The organism is Paenarthrobacter sp. NPDC091669 (genome assembly GCF_044756725.1).
Classification (GTDB): Bacteria; Actinomycetota; Actinomycetes; order Actinomycetales; family Micrococcaceae; genus Arthrobacter; species Arthrobacter bambusae_C.
This window is the reverse complement of record NZ_JBIVTK010000002.1, coordinates 214,723-230,826: the sequence shown is the minus strand read 5'-3', so window position 1 is coordinate 230,826 and position 16,104 is coordinate 214,723. Positions and strand designations below refer to the sequence as shown.

The 16,104-nt window shown below is 63.5% G+C and carries 12 protein-coding genes; 4 read left to right on the top strand and 8 right to left on the bottom strand.

Annotated features, from left to right (window positions below; genetic code table 11):
• Positions 1-166 precede the first annotated feature (166 nt).
• The gene (gabT, locus tag ACIQLI_RS04000; protein ID WP_311214652.1) at positions 167-1,522 is read right to left on the bottom strand and encodes a 4-aminobutyrate--2-oxoglutarate transaminase; all 1,356 of its coding nucleotides are present in this window, start codon (positions 1,520-1,522) and stop codon (positions 167-169) included.
• A gap of 46 nt (positions 1,523-1,568) precedes the next feature.
• Complete coding sequence (locus ACIQLI_RS03995; protein WP_310206333.1) at positions 1,569-2,999, bottom strand: aminobutyraldehyde dehydrogenase; 1,431 nt, start codon at positions 2,997-2,999, stop codon at positions 1,569-1,571.
• 144 nt (positions 3,000-3,143) lie between these two features.
• Here ACIQLI_RS03995 and ACIQLI_RS03990 point away from each other — a divergent pair, with 144 nt between their 5' ends.
• From ACIQLI_RS03990 to ACIQLI_RS03980, 3 genes are all read left to right on the top strand, one after another.
• The gene (locus ACIQLI_RS03990; protein ID WP_400385277.1) at positions 3,144-4,586 is read left to right on the top strand and encodes a PucR family transcriptional regulator; all 1,443 of its coding nucleotides are present in this window, start codon (positions 3,144-3,146) and stop codon (positions 4,584-4,586) included.
• A 77-nt stretch (positions 4,587-4,663) separates the two neighbouring features.
• Entirely contained in the window at positions 4,664-5,950 is a 1,287-nt protein-coding gene (locus tag ACIQLI_RS03985) for an MFS transporter (protein ID WP_400385275.1), read from the top strand.
• A complete protein-coding gene (locus tag ACIQLI_RS03980) occupies positions 5,947-6,627 on the top strand; it encodes a FadR/GntR family transcriptional regulator (RefSeq protein WP_089595901.1) in 681 nt (226 codons plus the stop codon). The genes ACIQLI_RS03985 and ACIQLI_RS03980 overlap by 4 nt, the downstream gene beginning before the upstream one ends.
• A 10-nt stretch (positions 6,628-6,637) precedes the next feature.
• Here the strand turns inward: ACIQLI_RS03980 and ACIQLI_RS03975 are convergent, their stop codons facing one another.
• From ACIQLI_RS03975 to ACIQLI_RS03950, 6 genes are all read right to left on the bottom strand, one after another.
• Positions 6,638-8,017 carry a rhodanese-like domain-containing protein gene (locus tag ACIQLI_RS03975; RefSeq protein WP_400385270.1) on the bottom strand — a complete coding sequence of 460 codons (1,380 nt, stop codon included), beginning with the start codon at positions 8,015-8,017 and terminating at the stop codon, positions 6,638-6,640.
• Between the two features lie 84 nt (positions 8,018-8,101).
• The gene (locus ACIQLI_RS03970; RefSeq protein ID WP_400385267.1) at positions 8,102-9,568 is read right to left on the bottom strand and encodes an FAD-dependent oxidoreductase; all 1,467 of its coding nucleotides are present in this window, start codon (positions 9,566-9,568) and stop codon (positions 8,102-8,104) included.
• Between the two features lie 20 nt (positions 9,569-9,588).
• Positions 9,589-10,866 carry a uroporphyrinogen-III C-methyltransferase gene (gene cobA / locus ACIQLI_RS03965; protein WP_400385264.1) on the bottom strand — a complete coding sequence of 426 codons (1,278 nt, stop codon included), beginning with the start codon at positions 10,864-10,866 and terminating at the stop codon, positions 9,589-9,591.
• A 90-nt stretch (positions 10,867-10,956) separates the two neighbouring features.
• Positions 10,957-11,736, bottom strand: a complete 780-nt coding sequence (locus ACIQLI_RS03960; protein ID WP_400385261.1) for a DNA alkylation repair protein — start codon at positions 11,734-11,736, stop codon at positions 10,957-10,959.
• 15 nt (positions 11,737-11,751) lie between these two features.
• Complete coding sequence (locus ACIQLI_RS03955) at positions 11,752-12,663, bottom strand: glutaminase (RefSeq protein ID WP_347782883.1); 912 nt, start codon at positions 12,661-12,663, stop codon at positions 11,752-11,754.
• A gap of 5 nt (positions 12,664-12,668) precedes the next feature.
• The gene (locus tag ACIQLI_RS03950) at positions 12,669-14,285 is read right to left on the bottom strand and encodes a PucR family transcriptional regulator (RefSeq protein WP_400385257.1); all 1,617 of its coding nucleotides are present in this window, start codon (positions 14,283-14,285) and stop codon (positions 12,669-12,671) included.
• Positions 14,286-14,624: 339 nt separating this feature from the next.
• On the opposite strand from ACIQLI_RS03950, the gene ACIQLI_RS03945 reads away from it, so the two are divergent.
• Positions 14,625-16,103, top strand: a complete 1,479-nt coding sequence (locus ACIQLI_RS03945; protein ID WP_400385255.1) for an amino acid permease — start codon at positions 14,625-14,627, stop codon at positions 16,101-16,103.
• The last annotated feature ends 1 nt before the right edge of the window (position 16,104 follow it).

Genomic DNA, 16,104 nt, shown 5'->3' with positions numbered 1-16,104 from the left:
TGCGTTCCGCGGTCCACCCGCCGAGAACGCGGGAGCGGTGCGAGAACGCAGGGATACTTCCAGCGAACCCGGCACTTTCCTGCGAACCGGGCGCAGACATCTCTGTTAAACACAAAAGGAGGGCCGGGTACAACCCCGGCCCTCCTTTTGTCTACAGCGTGAAGACTTACGCGTGCGCCTTGATGGCTGCGGCGAGGACTTCGAGGCCGTCGATCAGCAGTTCGTCGCTGATGACCAGCGGCGGGAGCAGGCGGATCACGTTGCCGTAGGTGCCACAGGTCAGGATGATGACACCTTCCTTGAGGCAAGCGGCAGCAACGGCCTTGGTGAGCTCAGCGTTCGGTTCCTTGGAACCGGGCTGGACCAGTTCGATGGCCAGCATGGCGCCACGGCCACGGATGTCGCCAACTACGGAAACTTCCCCAGCCAGTTCGCGGAGCTTGCCCAGGGCGAGCTCTTCGATGTGGCGTGCGCGGCCGTTGAGGTCGTGCTGTTCCATGGTGTCGATGGCTGCCAGTGCTGCTGCGCAGGCAACCGGGTTGCCACCGTAGGTGCCGCCGAGGCCGCCCGGGTGGACGGCGTCGAGCAGGTCTGCGCGGCCGGTGATCGCGGACAGCGGGAGGCCGCCGGCGATGCCCTTGGCCATGGTGATGATGTCCGGGACAACACCTTCGTGGTCAACGGCGAACCATTCGCCCGTGCGGCAGAAGCCGGACTGGACCTCGTCAGCGATGAAGACAATGCCCTTTTCCTTGGCCCAAGCGGACAGTGCCGGCAAGAAGCCTTCGGCCGGAACGATGAAGCCGCCCTCACCCTGGATGGGCTCGATGATGATCGCAGCAACCTGGTCGCCACCGATCTGCTTCTCGATCATGGTGATGGCGCGCTTGGCGGCCTCGGCACCCGTGATTTCCGGGTTCTCTTCACGGAACGGGTAGCTCATGGGCATGCGGTAGACCTCGGGCGCGAACGGGCCGAAGTTGGTCTTGTACGGCATGGCCTTGGCGGTCAGTGCCATGGTCAGGTTGGTGCGGCCGTGGTAGGCGTGGTCGAAAGCTACGACGGCGTCACGGCCGGTGGCCAGGCGGGCAACCTTGACGGCGTTCTCCACGGCTTCTGCGCCGGAGTTGAACAGCACGGTGCGCTTGGCGTGGTCGCCCGGAGTGAGGCGGTTGAGCTGCTCGGCAACTGCAACGTAGCCCTCGTACGGGGTCACCATGAAGCAGGTGTGCGTGAAGTGCGCGGCAGCTTCCTGGACGGCAGCGACGACGGCGGGGTCGGACGCGCCGACGCTGGTCACGGCGATGCCGGAGCCGAGGTCAATGAAGGAGTTGCCGTCGACGTCGCGGATGATGCCGCCGTCGGCGTCTTCAACGTAGACGGGGACGCCCGAGGCGACGCCGGCAGCAACGACGGCGGCGCGACGCTCGGCCAGTGCCTGCGACTTGGGGCCGGGGAAGGCGCCGTTGATGTTGCGCTTCTGCTCGATGCGGTACGAGAGTTCGTTCGCGGTGGTGGTCATGGGGTGGTTGCCTTTCTGGGAAATTCGTACGGGTGGGGCGAACGCGCTACGCGTCGAGTGCACTCATCACGTGCTTGATGCGCGTGTAGTCCTCTACGCCGTACATGGAGAGGTCCTTGCCGTAGCCGGACTGCTTGAAGCCGCCGTGCGGCATCTCTGCCGTCAGGAGGATGTGGGTGTTGATCCAGACCGCACCGAAGTCAAGGTCACGGCTCATGCGCATGGCCGTGCCGTGGTCCGTGGTCCACACGCTCGAGGCCAGTGCGTATTCGACGTCGTTGGCCAGCTCGAGTGCTTCGGCTTCAGTGCTGAATTTCTGCACGGTGATGACCGGACCGAAGGTTTCCTTCTGCACGATGTCGTCGGTCTGCTTGGCACCGGAGATGATGGTGGGCTCGAAGAAGAAGCCCTTCTCGCCTGCTCGGTGGCCACCGGTTTCGATCTTGCAGTTGGCCGGGAGGTGCTCCACTACCGAGGTGACGGCGTTGAAGTGGTTCACGTTGTTGAGCGGGCCGAAGTAGTTGTCTTCGTCGTTCTGCGAACCGGTGTGCAGGGTCTTGGTGTGTTCCACCATGGCTGCCACGACGTCGTCGTGCACGGAGTCCTCCACCAACACGCGGGTGATGGCGGTGCAGTCCTGGCCGGCGTTGAAGAAGGCGAACTCGGCGATGGCCGCGGCGCTCTTCTTGATGTCGGCGTCCTTGAAGACGATGGCCGGAGCCTTGCCGCCAAGTTCCAGGTGTGCACGCTTGAGGCCCTTGGCTGCCCCGCTTGCCACGGCGATGCCGGCGCGGACGGAACCGGTGATGGAGACCAGGCCGGGAACCTTGTGGTCCACCATCATGGCGCCGGTTTCACCGGTGCCGAGGACTACGTTGAGGACGCCGGCCGGGAAGATCTCCCCGGCGAGGCGTGCCAGCACCAGGGTGGATTCCGGGGTGGTGTCGGAGGGCTTGAGGACTACGGTGTTGCCGGCCGCCAGGGCGGGGCCGATCTTCCAGATGGCCATGAGGAACGGGTAGTTCCACGGCGCAACCTGGGCTACGACACCGATCGGTTCGCGGCGCACGTAGGAGGTGTGGCCCTCGAAGTATTCGCCTGCGGACTTGCCTTCCATGATGCGTGCAGCACCGGCGAAGAAGCGGAGCTGGTCGGCGCCGGCAGCAACTTCCTCGGACGCGATCAGGGAGCGCACCTGTCCGGTGTTGCGGTGCTGGGCGTCAACGAGTTCGTCGCTGTTGGCCTCCACGGCGTCGGCAAGCTTGAGCAGCATGAGCTGGCGCTGGCCGGGGGTGACGTGCTTCCACGTCTTGAAGGCGTCGGCCGCTGCAGTCATGGCAGCATCGACGTCGGCCTGCACCGAGATGGGCGACTTGGCAACGATTTCCCCGTTGGTGGGGTTCACGATGTCCAGGAGACCCGTGCCTGCCGGCGTAACGAATTCGCCGTTGATGAAGTTCTGCAAGGTTTGAACCACGGTGTGCAACCCTCTTTCGGAGTCTGGGCATGGGTTTAGCTGATCAGAGCCTATGCCAGGGAGGGGGTCCAAGGAATAGCCAGCTGCACACACAAGAAGCCCCCGCTTAGTGCGCTTGACCAGTGCCGGGTTACGCTTTAAAGCATGGCAATGTCCCTCGCTTCCCTCGTCGCTGTCCCCTCACTGAAACTCCGCCAATCCGGCCTCGCCGAGACGACGTGGAACCAGGACATCAGCTGGGTGGCCGTGACGGAATTGGAGGACCCACAGCGCTTCCTCAGCGGCGGGGAACTGGTCCTCACCACGGGGCTGCGCCTCAAGAGCGCTGCCGACCAGCGGCGCTTTGTCCGCCAGGTCCAGCGCGCAGGTGCCGTGGGTATCGGCTTTGGCATCGGCCTCACCCACGAAGTCGTTCCGGAAGCACTGATTGCCGAAGCCAACCGCTGGGGTCTTCCGCTGGTGCAAGTGCCCTACGAGATCCCCTTCATTGCCATCGGAAAACTCGTGGCAGAGTCGCACTCCGCTGACCACTACTCCAACCTGGAGCGGCTCCTCGCCGGACATCAGATCCTTGCCCGTTCACTCCTCACCGGCGGTGGCCTCAACGAACTCCTCAAGCAACTGGGCAGCATGCTCCGCACCGACGTTGTGCTCACCCAGTTCAGCGCGCAGCTGTACAACAGCGTGGCCGGGAAACCGGCCCCGACGGCGGATGGCTGGGCGTCGTATCCGATTCCCACCGGCCGCAGGGACGCCTGCACGCTCTGGCTCCGGCAGCCGTTCGTGGACTCGGGAATTGTCAGCTACGCGCAGAACCTGATCAGCGTGGAGCTCAACAACATGGTCAAGCAGCGCCAGTCCCAGCGGGCCATGGCGGGCCAGGTGTTGGACGACGTCATCCACGGCACCCTGGAAACCATCGAAGCTGCCCGGCGTTTGGCCGGCGTTGGAATCAACAGCACCAGGAAGAACGTGGTGCTTGTTGCAGAGTCCGCGGCACACCATAAGCAACTGGTCAGCATTTCGCTGCCCCAAGCGCTGGAAGCCGGCGTCAGCGCCGTCGTCGGGAAGGACCTGGTCACGGTCATCAGCGACGACGGCAGTTCAGCTACTGCCTTGGCCAAGAGCCTCAGCGACCACCTTCAGGAGGCCGGCATCCATGCCGTGATCGGCATCGGCGGCGCCTACACAAAGCCGAACGGTTTGCGCTGGAGCTACTTTGAAGCGCGCGACGCCGTGGCGCACGGCTTGCCGGTCAACGAGCCCGAACGCCTGAGCCTGACGTCCCTGTTGCTGGCCAGCGAGGATGTTCCACTGGCGGACATGGCCAGCGAGTCACTCACGCCGCTGCGGAAGTTCGACGCCGCCCACGGGGCCGAACTGGTGGCCACGCTGGAAAGCTATCTGAACCACAACGGGTCAGTGGCTGCAGTAGCGGAAGCCCTGACGTTGCACCGGAATACGGTGCGGTACCGACTGGCACAGATCACCGAGCTAACGGGCTATGACCCCTCCCAGACGCCGGACCGGGTGCAGCTGTGGCTGGCGTTGGCGGTGCAGCGTTTGGGCTCGCGCAACCCGCGCTGAATGCCGCCCGCGATCACAAGCGGAGAGCTTCGCCACAAAACTCTAGACATTAGACGTCAAACGTCTAACCTTTAGATATGGCCGCGACGACTCCCCTTACCCCCAGCACTGGAAACATCCCTACTGTTAGCACTGCCCAGGTGGCGCCCGCGCTTTCGGCAAGCCCGGCAGTCCCCAAGACGCGCGTCGTCGCCGTCGTCGGCATTATTGCCGTGGTGCTCATCGGCCTGAACCTGCGTGCCGGCATCACCAGTGCCGCTGCGCTGTTCCACGAACTGCAGCAGGTCCTGGGCTACGGCGCTCTGGTTGCGTCCATCCTGCCCTCCATCCCGCTGCTGTGCTTTGCTGTCGCAGGCATGGGAACGTCGTGGCTGACCCGGCGCGTGGGGGTCGAGAAAGCCATTGCCATCGCTTTGGCGCTGCTGGCCGGCGGCTTGCTGGTGCGTGGCGTTCCGGTGACGGGCGCCCTCCTCGGTGGCACCGTCTTGGCCATGTCCGGACTGGCGGTATGCAACGTGGCTATGCCGTCGTTCATCCGCGAACACTACTCCGAGCGCACTTCAATGATGACCGGCCTTTACACGTTCACCATGTCCGGCGGCGCCACCTTCGCCGCTGTCGTCAGCGTTCCCTTGGCGCAGGAACTCGGTTCACCCTCCATGGGTCTGGCTGCCTGGGGCCTGCTGGGTGTCGCAGCCCTCCTCGGCTTCCTGCCGATAGTCCTGCACACCCACCGGAACGCCACCAAGACTGATCGGCCGAGGGTGTCCATGTGGCCCCTGTTGCGCACGCGCTTGGGCATTCTGATCACCGCCATCTTTACGTTCCAGGCCTTCCTGGCTTATGCCGTGATGAGCTGGTTCGCCTATATCCTCACCTCCCAAGGACTGAGCGCCTCTGAAAGCGGCCTCCAGTTCGGCGTGATGCAGTTGGTCTCGGTTGCTGCCGGCATGATCCTTCTCGCCTTCGGCTCCCGGCCTGGCATGCTCCGTCCCGCCCTCTATCTCGCCAGCAGCTCCACCTTGGTGGCAATTGCTGCAATGATCTGGCTACCGACGTCGTTGGCGGTAGTTCCCGCAGTCCTGTTCGGCTTCGGTTTGGGCATCTTCCCACTGGTTCTGGTGATCATCAGCCGCAGCGGACGGTCGACGGCGGAAACCACCGCACTCTCCACCATCGCCCAATCGCTGGGATACTTGATTGCGGCAATTGGTCCCTTTGGCATGGGACTCCTCCACAGCGCCACCGGCGGCTGGGTGCTGCCCTTGAGCCTGCTCTCCATCGTGGCGGTAGCGCTCATGGTCACCTGCCACCTGCTCACCAGCAAGCGCACTGCCACCAAGACCGGACCGAGGACTGCATGACCCTGACTCCATCGCATCGCCCGGCTCTGGCCGAGGAGATTACTTCCAAGCTGCGGGACATGATCAAGTCCGGCGAATGGCCGCTCCAGGAGCGGATCCCCGCGGAGCCCGAGCTGATGTCCACCTTGGGTGTTTCGCGGGGAACCCTGCGGGAGGCCATCAAGGCGCTGGCCCACTCCGGCATGCTGGAGGTCCGACGCGGCGACGGCACCTATGTCCGGGCCAACAGTGAGATGTCCGGCGCGGCCCAGCGGATGTACTTGGAGCACACCCAGGAACATATCGTTGAAGTCCGGCTCGGCCTGGACACCCAGGCTGCCCGCCTGGCCACCAAGCACGCCACCGCCGAAGACCTGGCCGAAATGCGACGTCTCCTGGCGCTCCGCCACGATGCATGGCAGGCCGAGGACTATCCCACGTGGGCCAGCGCCGACTGGGAATTCCACGAGCGCGTTGCCTTGGCGTCAGGGAATCCCCTGCTGCACCAGTTGTACGTTTCGTTCGGTGGCGTGTTCCACAACGACCTCCTCAGGCAGCAGCGCAAGGGCGGCTTCAACGGCATCCCCCGCGAAGGGCACGACGAATTGGTGGATGCCCTCGAAGCCCACGATCCCGACGCGGCCGTCAGCAGCGTCTACCGGAACCTGGACTACTGCTCGGATCAGGCGCCGCGGTAGCTTTTGCTGTTTACGGCACTGTCTCGATTCCGGCTCCGGCGGCGTCCCTGAACCTGGCATTGATCAGGACCACCTCGCGCCCGGCACGATCCAGGAGACTTGCGGCGACACTCGCCCGGTATCCCGTGGCACAGTGCACCCAGATCCGGGCATCCGGTAACTCCGTGATCCTCCCCAGGAGCTCGTAGACGGGGATGTTCAGCGCGCCCGCCACATGCGAAACCTTGAATTCTTCCGGGCGGCGAACATCCAGCACCACGTCTTCCGGCTCCCGGCTTTTCAGTAACTCAGTCCAGTCCCCGTGCGGGTAGCTCGCCTGGGGAGACGCCGGTGCCACGGCACCGATGTCCAGACCCGTTGAGTCAGGCCCGACGGCGGCATCCGGACTATCGATGCCGATCCTCGCCAGGTCCCGGATCGCTTTTTCAACATCTTCCACCGGGCCCAGCAACGTGAGCGGCTGGTTCCAGGGAATCACCCAGCCGAGGTAGCTGGTGAAGTTGTCGCCCGTCCCATACTCGAAGCTCACGCTGCCGTGAAGATGGCTGTCCGCGAAGGCCACTCGATGACGCAGGTCCACCACCCACTCCCCTGCCCGCAAGCGACGGCTCAGATCCACAGGATCAACCGAGTCAGGAACTTCAAGGATTGCCGGGCCGACACCGGCGGCATTGAGCGGACTCATGTGGGCGTAGTACGCAGGGTAGGCCGTGATGTTCTCCAGCAATTCCGAGACGAAATGGTCTTCGTTGGGATCCGTCAGAGCGTGGTTGGACTTGGCCTGCTCGCCGATCGTTGATGATTCCTGGTGGCTTGCGGGGCCGATGGAACAGAACGATCCGAAGCCATGGGTCGGGTAGAGCGCCGCATCAGGATCCGCAGAGTCCACCAATCGGCGGACCGACGAGTACTGATCGTGGGCCAGCTTCGCGGTGTCGTCTGGCGAGACCAAGTCCGTCCGCCCCACTGAGCCGTAGAGCAAGCTGCCGCCGGAAAACACGGCCTCCCGGCCGCCGTCGTGCGTGTCATCCCGGACCACGTACGAAAGGTGCGTGTGGGTGTGACCCGGCGTCGCAACGACCGAAACCGAGAGCCGGCCGATGCGCAGGACCTGGCCGTCAGTGACCGGGACGCGGGTGAAAGAGACGTGATCGTCGGCGTTCACCAGATACGCGGCACCGTGCTTCTCCGCGAGGATCAGTCCGCCGGTGACGTAGTCGTTGTGGAGGTGCGTTTCGGCCACGTGCGTAATCTGCACGCCGGCTTCCACAGCTGCGGCTTCAACCCGGTCAATGTCCCGTTGGGGATCGATCACCAGCGCCACAGTGCCGTCGTGCACCAGGTAGCTGCGGTCCCCCAACTGGGGAGTTTCGATGACGACGACGTCCATGGTTCAGGGTACCGCTGGCGGTGAGCCCATAAGCAGCAGCGGGGCCACTCGAAAGAGTGACCCCGCTGCCTTGAGAAATAAGAACTAGACCTGCGCGGCTACGCCATCGCGGGAGATGTTAACCATGTCTTCGCGCGGCACAACCTTGATGCGCTCACGCTTGACCTCAACACCGTGGGAGGTGCCAGCCTCGGTTGCTGCTGCACCGAGCGCGAGCTCGTGGGCGTCCAGTGCCAGCCAGCCTTCCCAGCTGGTGAACTCCACGCCGCGGGAGTCGAGGAGATCCACCACGGCATCTGCTGCGGGAACCTCGGCAACCGGCAGGTTCTCGCGGTCTTCCAAGAGGTACGTCACGGTTTCGAGGGCATCGCCCTTGGTGTGGCCGATGAGGCCGACCGGCCCGCGCTTGATCCAGCCCGTCGCGTAGAGACCCGGAATGTGCTGGCCGTCGGCGTCCAGGACGCGACCGCCGTCGTTCGTGACGACGCCCTTCTTGTGGTCGAACTCGACGTCCGGCAGGGCCGAACCGAAGTAACCGATGGAGCGGTAAACGGCCTGGACCGGGTAATCGATGAATTCGCCCGTGCCGCGGGCGTTGCCCGTGCCGTCCAGCTCAGTGCGCTCAAACTTGATGCCGGCAACCTTGCCGGGGGTTTCCGGGGAGTCCACGATTTCCACCGGGCTGTGCAGGAAGTGCAGGTGCAGGCGGCGGGAAGCGGTGAGCTCGGAGAGGTCCTCGGGCTGCTCGGCGATCCAGTTGGTCAGCGTGCCCACCATGGTCTTGGTCTGGTTGTTGGTCTGAACCTGGCGGTCTGACTCTTCGTCGAATTCGAAGTCCTCGGCGTAGAGGATGATATCCACGTCCTTGGAGTGCGAGAGTTCGCGGAGTTCCAGCGGGGTGAACTTCACCTGTGCAGGGCCACGGCGGCCAAAGACGTGGACATCGGTGACCGGGGAGTTCTTCAGGCCGGCGTAAACGTTGTCCGGGATTTCGGTGACCAGGAGGTCATCGGCGTGCTTGGACAGGACGCGTGCGACGTCGAGGGCCACGTTGCCGTTGCCAAGGACAGCGATTTCCTTGGCATCCAGCGGCCATTCGCGGGGAACGTCCGGGTGGCCGTCGTACCACGAAACGAAGTCTGCGCCGCCGAAGGAACCTTCAAGTTCAATGCCCGGGATGTTCAGGTCCGCGTCCTTGATGGCACCGGTGGCGAAGATGACGGCGTCGTAGTGTTTGCGGAGATCTTCAATGGAGATGTCCGTGCCGTAGTCCACGTTGCCGAAGAAGCGGATGTCGCCGCGGTCCAGGACCTTGTGCAGGGCGTTGACGATGCCCTTGATGCGGGGGTGGTCCGGTGCGACGCCGTAGCGGATCAGGCCGTACGGTGCCGGGTAGCGGTCGAAGAGGTCGATGCTGACGTTCAGTTCGCCGCTCTTGACGGCCTCGCTCTTGGTCAGGATGTCAGCTGCGTAAACGCCGGCCGGGCCGGAGCCGATAACGGCGACGCGAAGCGGACGGTCCGCAGAACCTACGGGGGTGCTAATTGACACGGCTGTGTTCCTTCTTCTTCTCAGTTACTGCGGACGCGGGGACGATTGGGGGTAATGGTGCTGTAGTCGGCGGTCTTGAAATGCTGCGGCGCGAAGGGGCTCACACGGACCACATCGCCGATCACGATGACGGCTGGATTGGCCACACCGACGGCTTCTGCCTGGTCCGCGATGCTCCCCAAAGTGCCAATGGTGACGCGCTGTTCCGGCAAATACCCGTTCTCTACGATACCTACTGGTGTGTCCAAAGGCAGACCCGAGCCTGCCAGCGCAGCCGCGGAATCCCGCAATTTCGCTACTCCCATGAGCAACACCACAGTGTGATCGGGGCGGGCGGGGACTTCGGACAGCTCTTCATGGCCGGTCACCACGCTGAAGCCCTTGGCCAGGCCACGGTGAGTCACAGGGATGCCGGCTGCCGCCGGAACCGAGATGGCCGACGTCACCCCGGACACCACTTCAACCTCGACGCCGTTCTGCCGGCAGAATTCCGCTTCCTCGCCACCGCGACCCAGGACATAGGGGTCGCCGCCTTTGAGGCGGACCACGCGGTTGCCCTTGAGGGCTTCGTCCACGAGGATGCGGTTGATTTCGAGCTGAGGAACCGGGTGGTGGCCGGGCGTCTTGCCGACCTCGATGACGCGGACGTCCGGGGCAAGTTCCTTCAGCAGCTCGCGCGGGCCAAGACGGTCGGCAACTACGACGTCGGCCTGGCCCAGCAGGCGGCGACCGCGGACGGTGATGAGTCCCGAGTCGCCAGGACCGCCACCGACCAGTGCAACGGAGCCGGCGGGCGTCTTGCCAGCGGCGTCCGGCTTACGGTGGCGTCGCAGCGGAAGGTCGCCGGTTTCAAGTGCGGTGGCCACAGCATTACGGAGGGCCATGGCACGGCGGGGGTCGCCCCCGGCGTTGATGGCGATCTTGACGTCGTCCACCACGGCGACGGCGGGTGTCCATGCGGCTGATGCTTCGTGGTCCGAGGCGTTGACGCACCAGATGCGCTGCGCCTCGGCGTCGGCCGCTACTTGGGTGTCCACAGCGGCAGTGCCAGTGGCGGTCTGAACGAACCAGACGCCGTCGAGGTCTGAAGTGCGGTACCCGCGCTGTTCCAAGGTGAGCAGCCCGGAAGCGGCGAGTCGGTGGAGGTTTTCGGTGGCAACGGGCGCGACGACGGTAACTTTCGCACCGGCGTCGAGCAGTCCCTTGGCACGGCGTTCCGCAACGGGGCCGCCGCCCACCACCAGCACCGGGCGGCCAAGCAGCCGCAGCGCGGTGGGGTAAATGTCCTGTATTGCCATGAAAAAACTGTAGGGCCGCCCCGTAACATGCTTCAAAGGCTCGGAAACACCCGGTAACGCTGGGTAATCCAACGTCACATACTTCCCCGCCTAGTTCGGGGAAACCCTGTCTTTAAGCGTCAGGTAGTAGGCCCGCTGCTCCTTGCCCAGATGCTCGATCGCGTAACGTAACGCCGTCCGGGGCATGGTGGCTGCGTGGTCATCGAGGAAGGCCAACAAGCGTTCGCGGCTGCTACGCCCGGCATCGCGGACCCAGCCGCCCACTGCTTTGTTGATGAGGTCTTCTTTGTCATGCAGCAGTATTTCGGCGATGGCGAAAGTGTCATCCAGCTGGCCTTCCCGGATGAACGCCGAGGTGGCGACGATGGCGGTCCGACGCTCCCACATGTTTTCCGAACGGGCCAGTTGGTACAGCGGATCCCGCGGCTTATCCATGAGCCAGCCACCCACTACCCTGCCGGCTCCGAGGTCCACCAGATCCCAGTTGTTGATGCGGTCGTGCCTCCGCAGGTACAGCTCGTAAAGCGTGTGGCGGCGCTCTTCCGTGGTCTTCTTCTTCTGGGCTTGGAGCGACATTATCTTCACGGCACCTGCGCGTGCCTCATGGATGTCCTGGTCCAGGAGCTTCTCGATCTCCTCCGGGGGCATGGCCGCGAATTCCTTGCTCAGCGTGAAGACTTCGCCCATGCGGACGCCCATGAAGAAGTCACCCTCGGCGTAGTCCCCTTGGCGGGTCTTGAAGTACCGCTGATATTTGGCCTGTTCGACGTCGGACTGCCGGGCATGGAGCCGCGCGAGGAACTCGACGGCGGTGGGCTCGGTTCCCGGTGCCAACGCCGCTTTGGGTGCCTTCCCTGCCTTGGGGGTCATCCCTCCATCATGCGCCTAAAACACCGACCAGCCAGTACGGGTGGTGAATTCGTCCAGCGCTGCGACACCCGCCACTGAATTCCCGGACCTTCCCAGACCAGGGCTCCACACGCTGATGGAGCACTTGTTCGGAACCACCGCCACGATGCCGCCGCCCACGCCGCTCTTGCCCGGAAGACCCACCCGATATGCGAATTCGCCCGCGGCGTCATACGTTCCACACGTGAGCATGACGGCGTTGATCCTCTTGGTCTGCGCCGGTGAGAGCAACAGCGTCCCGTCTGCGCCCAGGCCGTTGGAGGCAAGGAAGCGGGTTGCGAGTGCAAGGTCTTCGCACGTCATGGCCAATGCGCATTGCTTCGCATAGGAGTCCAGGACATCGTCCACCGGGTTTTCCAGGTTGCCGCAGCTTGCCAGGAAGTGGGCCAAAGAAGCATTGCGGTGGCTGTTGGCCAATTCCGAACCGGCAACGTGGTGATCGGTATCGATGCTGTCCTTGGTGGTCTCCTGGCGCATCAAGTCCCGCACGGCGTGGGCGGCGTTTCCTGTCAGGCTTAAGAGCCGGTCTGTCACAACTATTGCGCCGGCGTTGATGAACGGATTCCGGGGAATGCCATCTTCGCTTTCCAACTGGACCAACGAATTGAACGGGTTGCCGGAGGGCTCCCGGAACACCCGTTTCCAAATACTGTCCCCATCGAAGGCCAGCACCAAGGCGAGCGCAAAGACCTTGGAGATGCTTTGGATGGAAAAGTCCACGTGGGCGTCTCCGGCCGAATACACCTCGCCCTCACGGGTGGCGACGGATATGCCGAATTGTTGGGCATCCACGGCTCCCAGTTGGGGGATGTAGTCAGCTACGTTGCCTTGGCCGACATGCGGCTGCACGGCCCCGACGATGTCGTCGAGGAGATTCTGGATATCCATGGTTCCTAGCCCTTGGTCCCTGCGTAGGTCCAGAGCCTGATCTGGAGGTGTGCCAGCAGGCGTTCATCCGCTGATTGCAGATCCAGCCCAGCCACTTCGCAGGCGCGGCGGAGCCGGTAATGAACAGTGTTGCGGTGGACGGCCAATTCCTCGGCGCACCGGTTCACATCGCCAAAGAACTCCAGGTAAGTCAGGAGGGTCAATGCGAATTCCGGGTAGCGGCCGCACAGCCGGGTGATTCCTGCATGACGCAGAGTGGTCCGCGATTCCAGCAACTCCAACAATTCCCTGGTCAGGACTGTTGTTTCCACGTCGCTGTACGAAGCCACGCGCACGTCCGGCGTTGCTTCCATGACTTTGAGGACGCTGCGCACGTGATCAAGGGTGGCGTGCAGGGCGTCAAGGCGCGGAACGATGGGACCAACTGCTGCCTGCACCTGGAAATGAAGGTGGGTGGTGGCATCACGAACGATGGTGTTGACCAGCCGGTTGATGGCGGGGAGGGATTTCAGCGGGTCCACGTCGGGCAGGATGATGGCCGTTTCCATCCCCAACGCCCCCACTACGGCGCCCGGTCGGTAGGCTGCCGCATGGATTGATGCCACTTTGGAGAGCTCTCCCCTGCGGAGCTGAAGCCCCGCCGCGCTCTGGCTGAGCCCGCCCGCCGAGATCAGGACCAAAGCCGCTGGCTTCGACGGATCGATGCCTGCCGATTGGGCCTGCGAATGGACTTGGGCGGTGCCACTGAGCAGGCTGGACACCCGGTCCTCGCGCATCGACTGGGACTGCTCATTGCGGTGGCGTACCAATTCGATGGCCGCATGCCGGGCCGCACCCACCATGATGCGGTCCGTGTTGGCCGCCAAAGGTTCAGCACCTTCCTGCAACCAGATGTAACCCATGACCCGGCTGCCCGCGTGAATGCCGATCGCCACACGTTCACGAAGACCCGCATCAAGGTTGGCTTCCACATGGACAGGCGCTTCAGTGGCCTGCAGGTGCTTGTAGACCCCTGATTCCTTCAGGAGTTTTTGGTACTTTTCAGGACCACGCCTCGCCAGGATGGACAGCCGGCGGAGCTCGTCAACGTCATTGGACGCCGGGGAGTACGCAAGAACCCTGTTACCCGGATCTTCGATCACCACGTGACCGTTGGTCAGTGTGGCCGTAGTTTGGGCGATCGCGAACAGATCGCGGTGAACTGACGTGGGGGTCTCCCCTGGCACATCGTTCTCCCGGACCCGGTCCAGCGCGATGCTCTCGAACTTATCCCAGCGGAGCCCCGGGGCAACAGCCACCAGTCCAATGCCGGTCGGTTGGAGCAACTCGGCCACGGCTTCCAACTCGCGTTCACTGCCCTTGACAGCAACTGCTGTGGGACGGCCCGCCATGATGCGGCGGAGCGCAGGGAGCGCCGCACGCCCGCGAACGCCGATCAACATGACCAGGGCGCCTGGGCGGATCTCGTCGTCGTCTTCAGCATCAACAATGACAGTTTCGCGAACGGTTCTGTTGTCCTCTGCCGGGGCCAGCAGCAACCGGGCGTTGCCGACACCCAGGTCTTCCAGGACGTCGCTCAATAAGGTGACGACTCCGTCGTCGTCAATTTCCAGGGCTTTCAACGAAGCTATCGCTTCCTCTCCACATCAGTTTCTTCAGCAGTACGCTTCCTCGCCATTGAGGGCGCCGCCGGTACATGTGCGCAGGCACGCACAGCGAGAAACATTACCGGCCCTCCAGAACACCAGTGTTGTCCCGCCGGCACAAGAGTCGGGCCCCGAATTTGGTTCGCCAGCCAATTTGTTGTCGACGGCAGCGACCTAGAGTTGGTGACTGTCCCACACACCACAAAGACTGACTGCAGCGCGGCCATTTTCAGGCGCAACTGCGAGGCAGCCAGCCCCACGTTGTGGAGTATTGAGCCACCTGTGGTGGCAACGGAGTCAAAGGAGACCCCCGAAGTGATACCCACCCCTGCGTCCACACAAACCCTTCCTTCCCCAACAGACCTGGCTGCCAGTCCGCCGTCGAATGCTTTCGCCCAAGAGGAAACCGGCTACCGCAAGACCCTCAAGCCCCGGCAGATCCAGATGATCGCCATCGGAGGCGCAATCGGTACCGGGCTCTTCATGGGCGCTGGAGGCCGCCTCAACGGCTCCGGACCTGCGCTGGTGCTGGTCTATGCCGTCTGCGGATTCTTCGCGTTCCTGATCCTGCGGGCACTGGGCGAGTTGGTGCTGTACCGCGCCACCTCCGGCTCGTTCGTTTCCTATGCCCGCGAGTTCTACGGCGAGAAAATGGCCTACACCGCCGGCTGGCTATACTTCCTGAACTGGGCCATGACCTCCATTGTGGACGTCACCGCCGTAGCCCTGTATGTGAAGTTCTGGGGCCAATATTGGGCACCCATCAACGACATCCCGCAATGGCTGATCGCATTGATCGCTTTGGTAGTGGTGCTCTCCCTGAACCTGGTGTCCGTGAAGATCTTTGGCGAGATGGAGTTCTGGTTTGCCATGATCAAGGTGGGTGCCCTGGTGACGTTCCTCGTGGTGGGAATCTGCTTCATTGTTTTCGGCGGCCGGACGGACGTTGGCGTTCCGGGCTTCAACGTCATCGCTGAGAACGGTGGCATGTTCCCCATGGGCTCCGTGGCGCCGCTCCTGGCCATCAGCGGCGTGGTGTTTGCCTACGCTGCCGTGGAACTAGTGGGCACTGCGGCCGGCGAAACGGCCGAACCCCACAAGGTGATGCCCAAGGCCGTGAACACCGTGGTCATCCGTATCGGAGTCTTCTACGTAGGCTCCGTCCTGCTGCTCTCGCTCCTGCTTCCCTTCACGTCCTATAAGGCCGGCGAATCCCCGTTCGTCACGTTCTTCTCGCATCTCGGTGATCCGCAGGCCGGCGCCATCTCGGCATCCGTGATGAACTTCGTGGTCCTCACCGCCGCGCTCTCCAGCCTCAACGCCGGTCTCTATTCCACTGGCCGCATCCTCCGCTCCATGGCTGTGAACGGCTCGGCTCCGCAATTCACCGGACGGATCAGCGCGTCCGGAGTGCCCTACGGTGGCATCCTCCTGACAGCGGTCATCACCCTGGTGGGCGTTGGATTGAACGCCGTTGTCCCTTCGCAGGTCTTTGAGATCGTGCTGGAAGTCTCGGCGGTGGGCATCATCGGCGGCTGGGCCACCATCATGCTCTGTCACATCAAACTCCAGCACTGGGTTCGCAGCGGCAAGGTGGTACGCCCGACCTTCCGGCTGTTCGGTGCACCCTTTACCTCTTACATCACGCTCGGTTTCCTGGCCTTTGTCCTGGTCACCATGGGGTTCTCGGAAACGGGCCGCTGGGTGCTGGCCTCGTTGCTGGTGTTGGCGCCGCTGCTGATAGCCGGCTGGTATGCGTATCGCGGCCGCATCCGTACAGCCCTGACGTCCTAGA

What these genes read in the sequence shown, in the direction of transcription:
- gabT (WP_311214652.1), bottom strand. Translation starts at nt 1,522, where the DNA reads ATGACCACCACCGCGAACGAACTCTCGTACCGCATCGAGCAGAAGCGC.
- ACIQLI_RS03990 (WP_400385277.1), top strand. Translation starts at nt 3,144, where the DNA reads ATGGCAATGTCCCTCGCTTCCCTCGTCGCTGTCCCCTCACTGAAACTC.
- ACIQLI_RS03985 (WP_400385275.1), top strand. Translation starts at nt 4,664, where the DNA reads ATGGCCGCGACGACTCCCCTTACCCCCAGCACTGGAAACATCCCTACT.
- ACIQLI_RS03980 (WP_089595901.1), top strand. Translation starts at nt 5,947, where the DNA reads ATGACCCTGACTCCATCGCATCGCCCGGCTCTGGCCGAGGAGATTACT.
- ACIQLI_RS03975 (WP_400385270.1), bottom strand. Translation starts at nt 8,017, where the DNA reads ATGGACGTCGTCGTCATCGAAACTCCCCAGTTGGGGGACCGCAGCTAC.
- cobA (WP_400385264.1), bottom strand. Translation starts at nt 10,866, where the DNA reads ATGGCAATACAGGACATTTACCCCACCGCGCTGCGGCTGCTTGGCCGC.
- ACIQLI_RS03960 (WP_400385261.1), bottom strand. Translation starts at nt 11,736, where the DNA reads ATGACCCCCAAGGCAGGGAAGGCACCCAAAGCGGCGTTGGCACCGGGA.
- ACIQLI_RS03955 (WP_347782883.1), bottom strand. Translation starts at nt 12,663, where the DNA reads ATGGATATCCAGAATCTCCTCGACGACATCGTCGGGGCCGTGCAGCCG.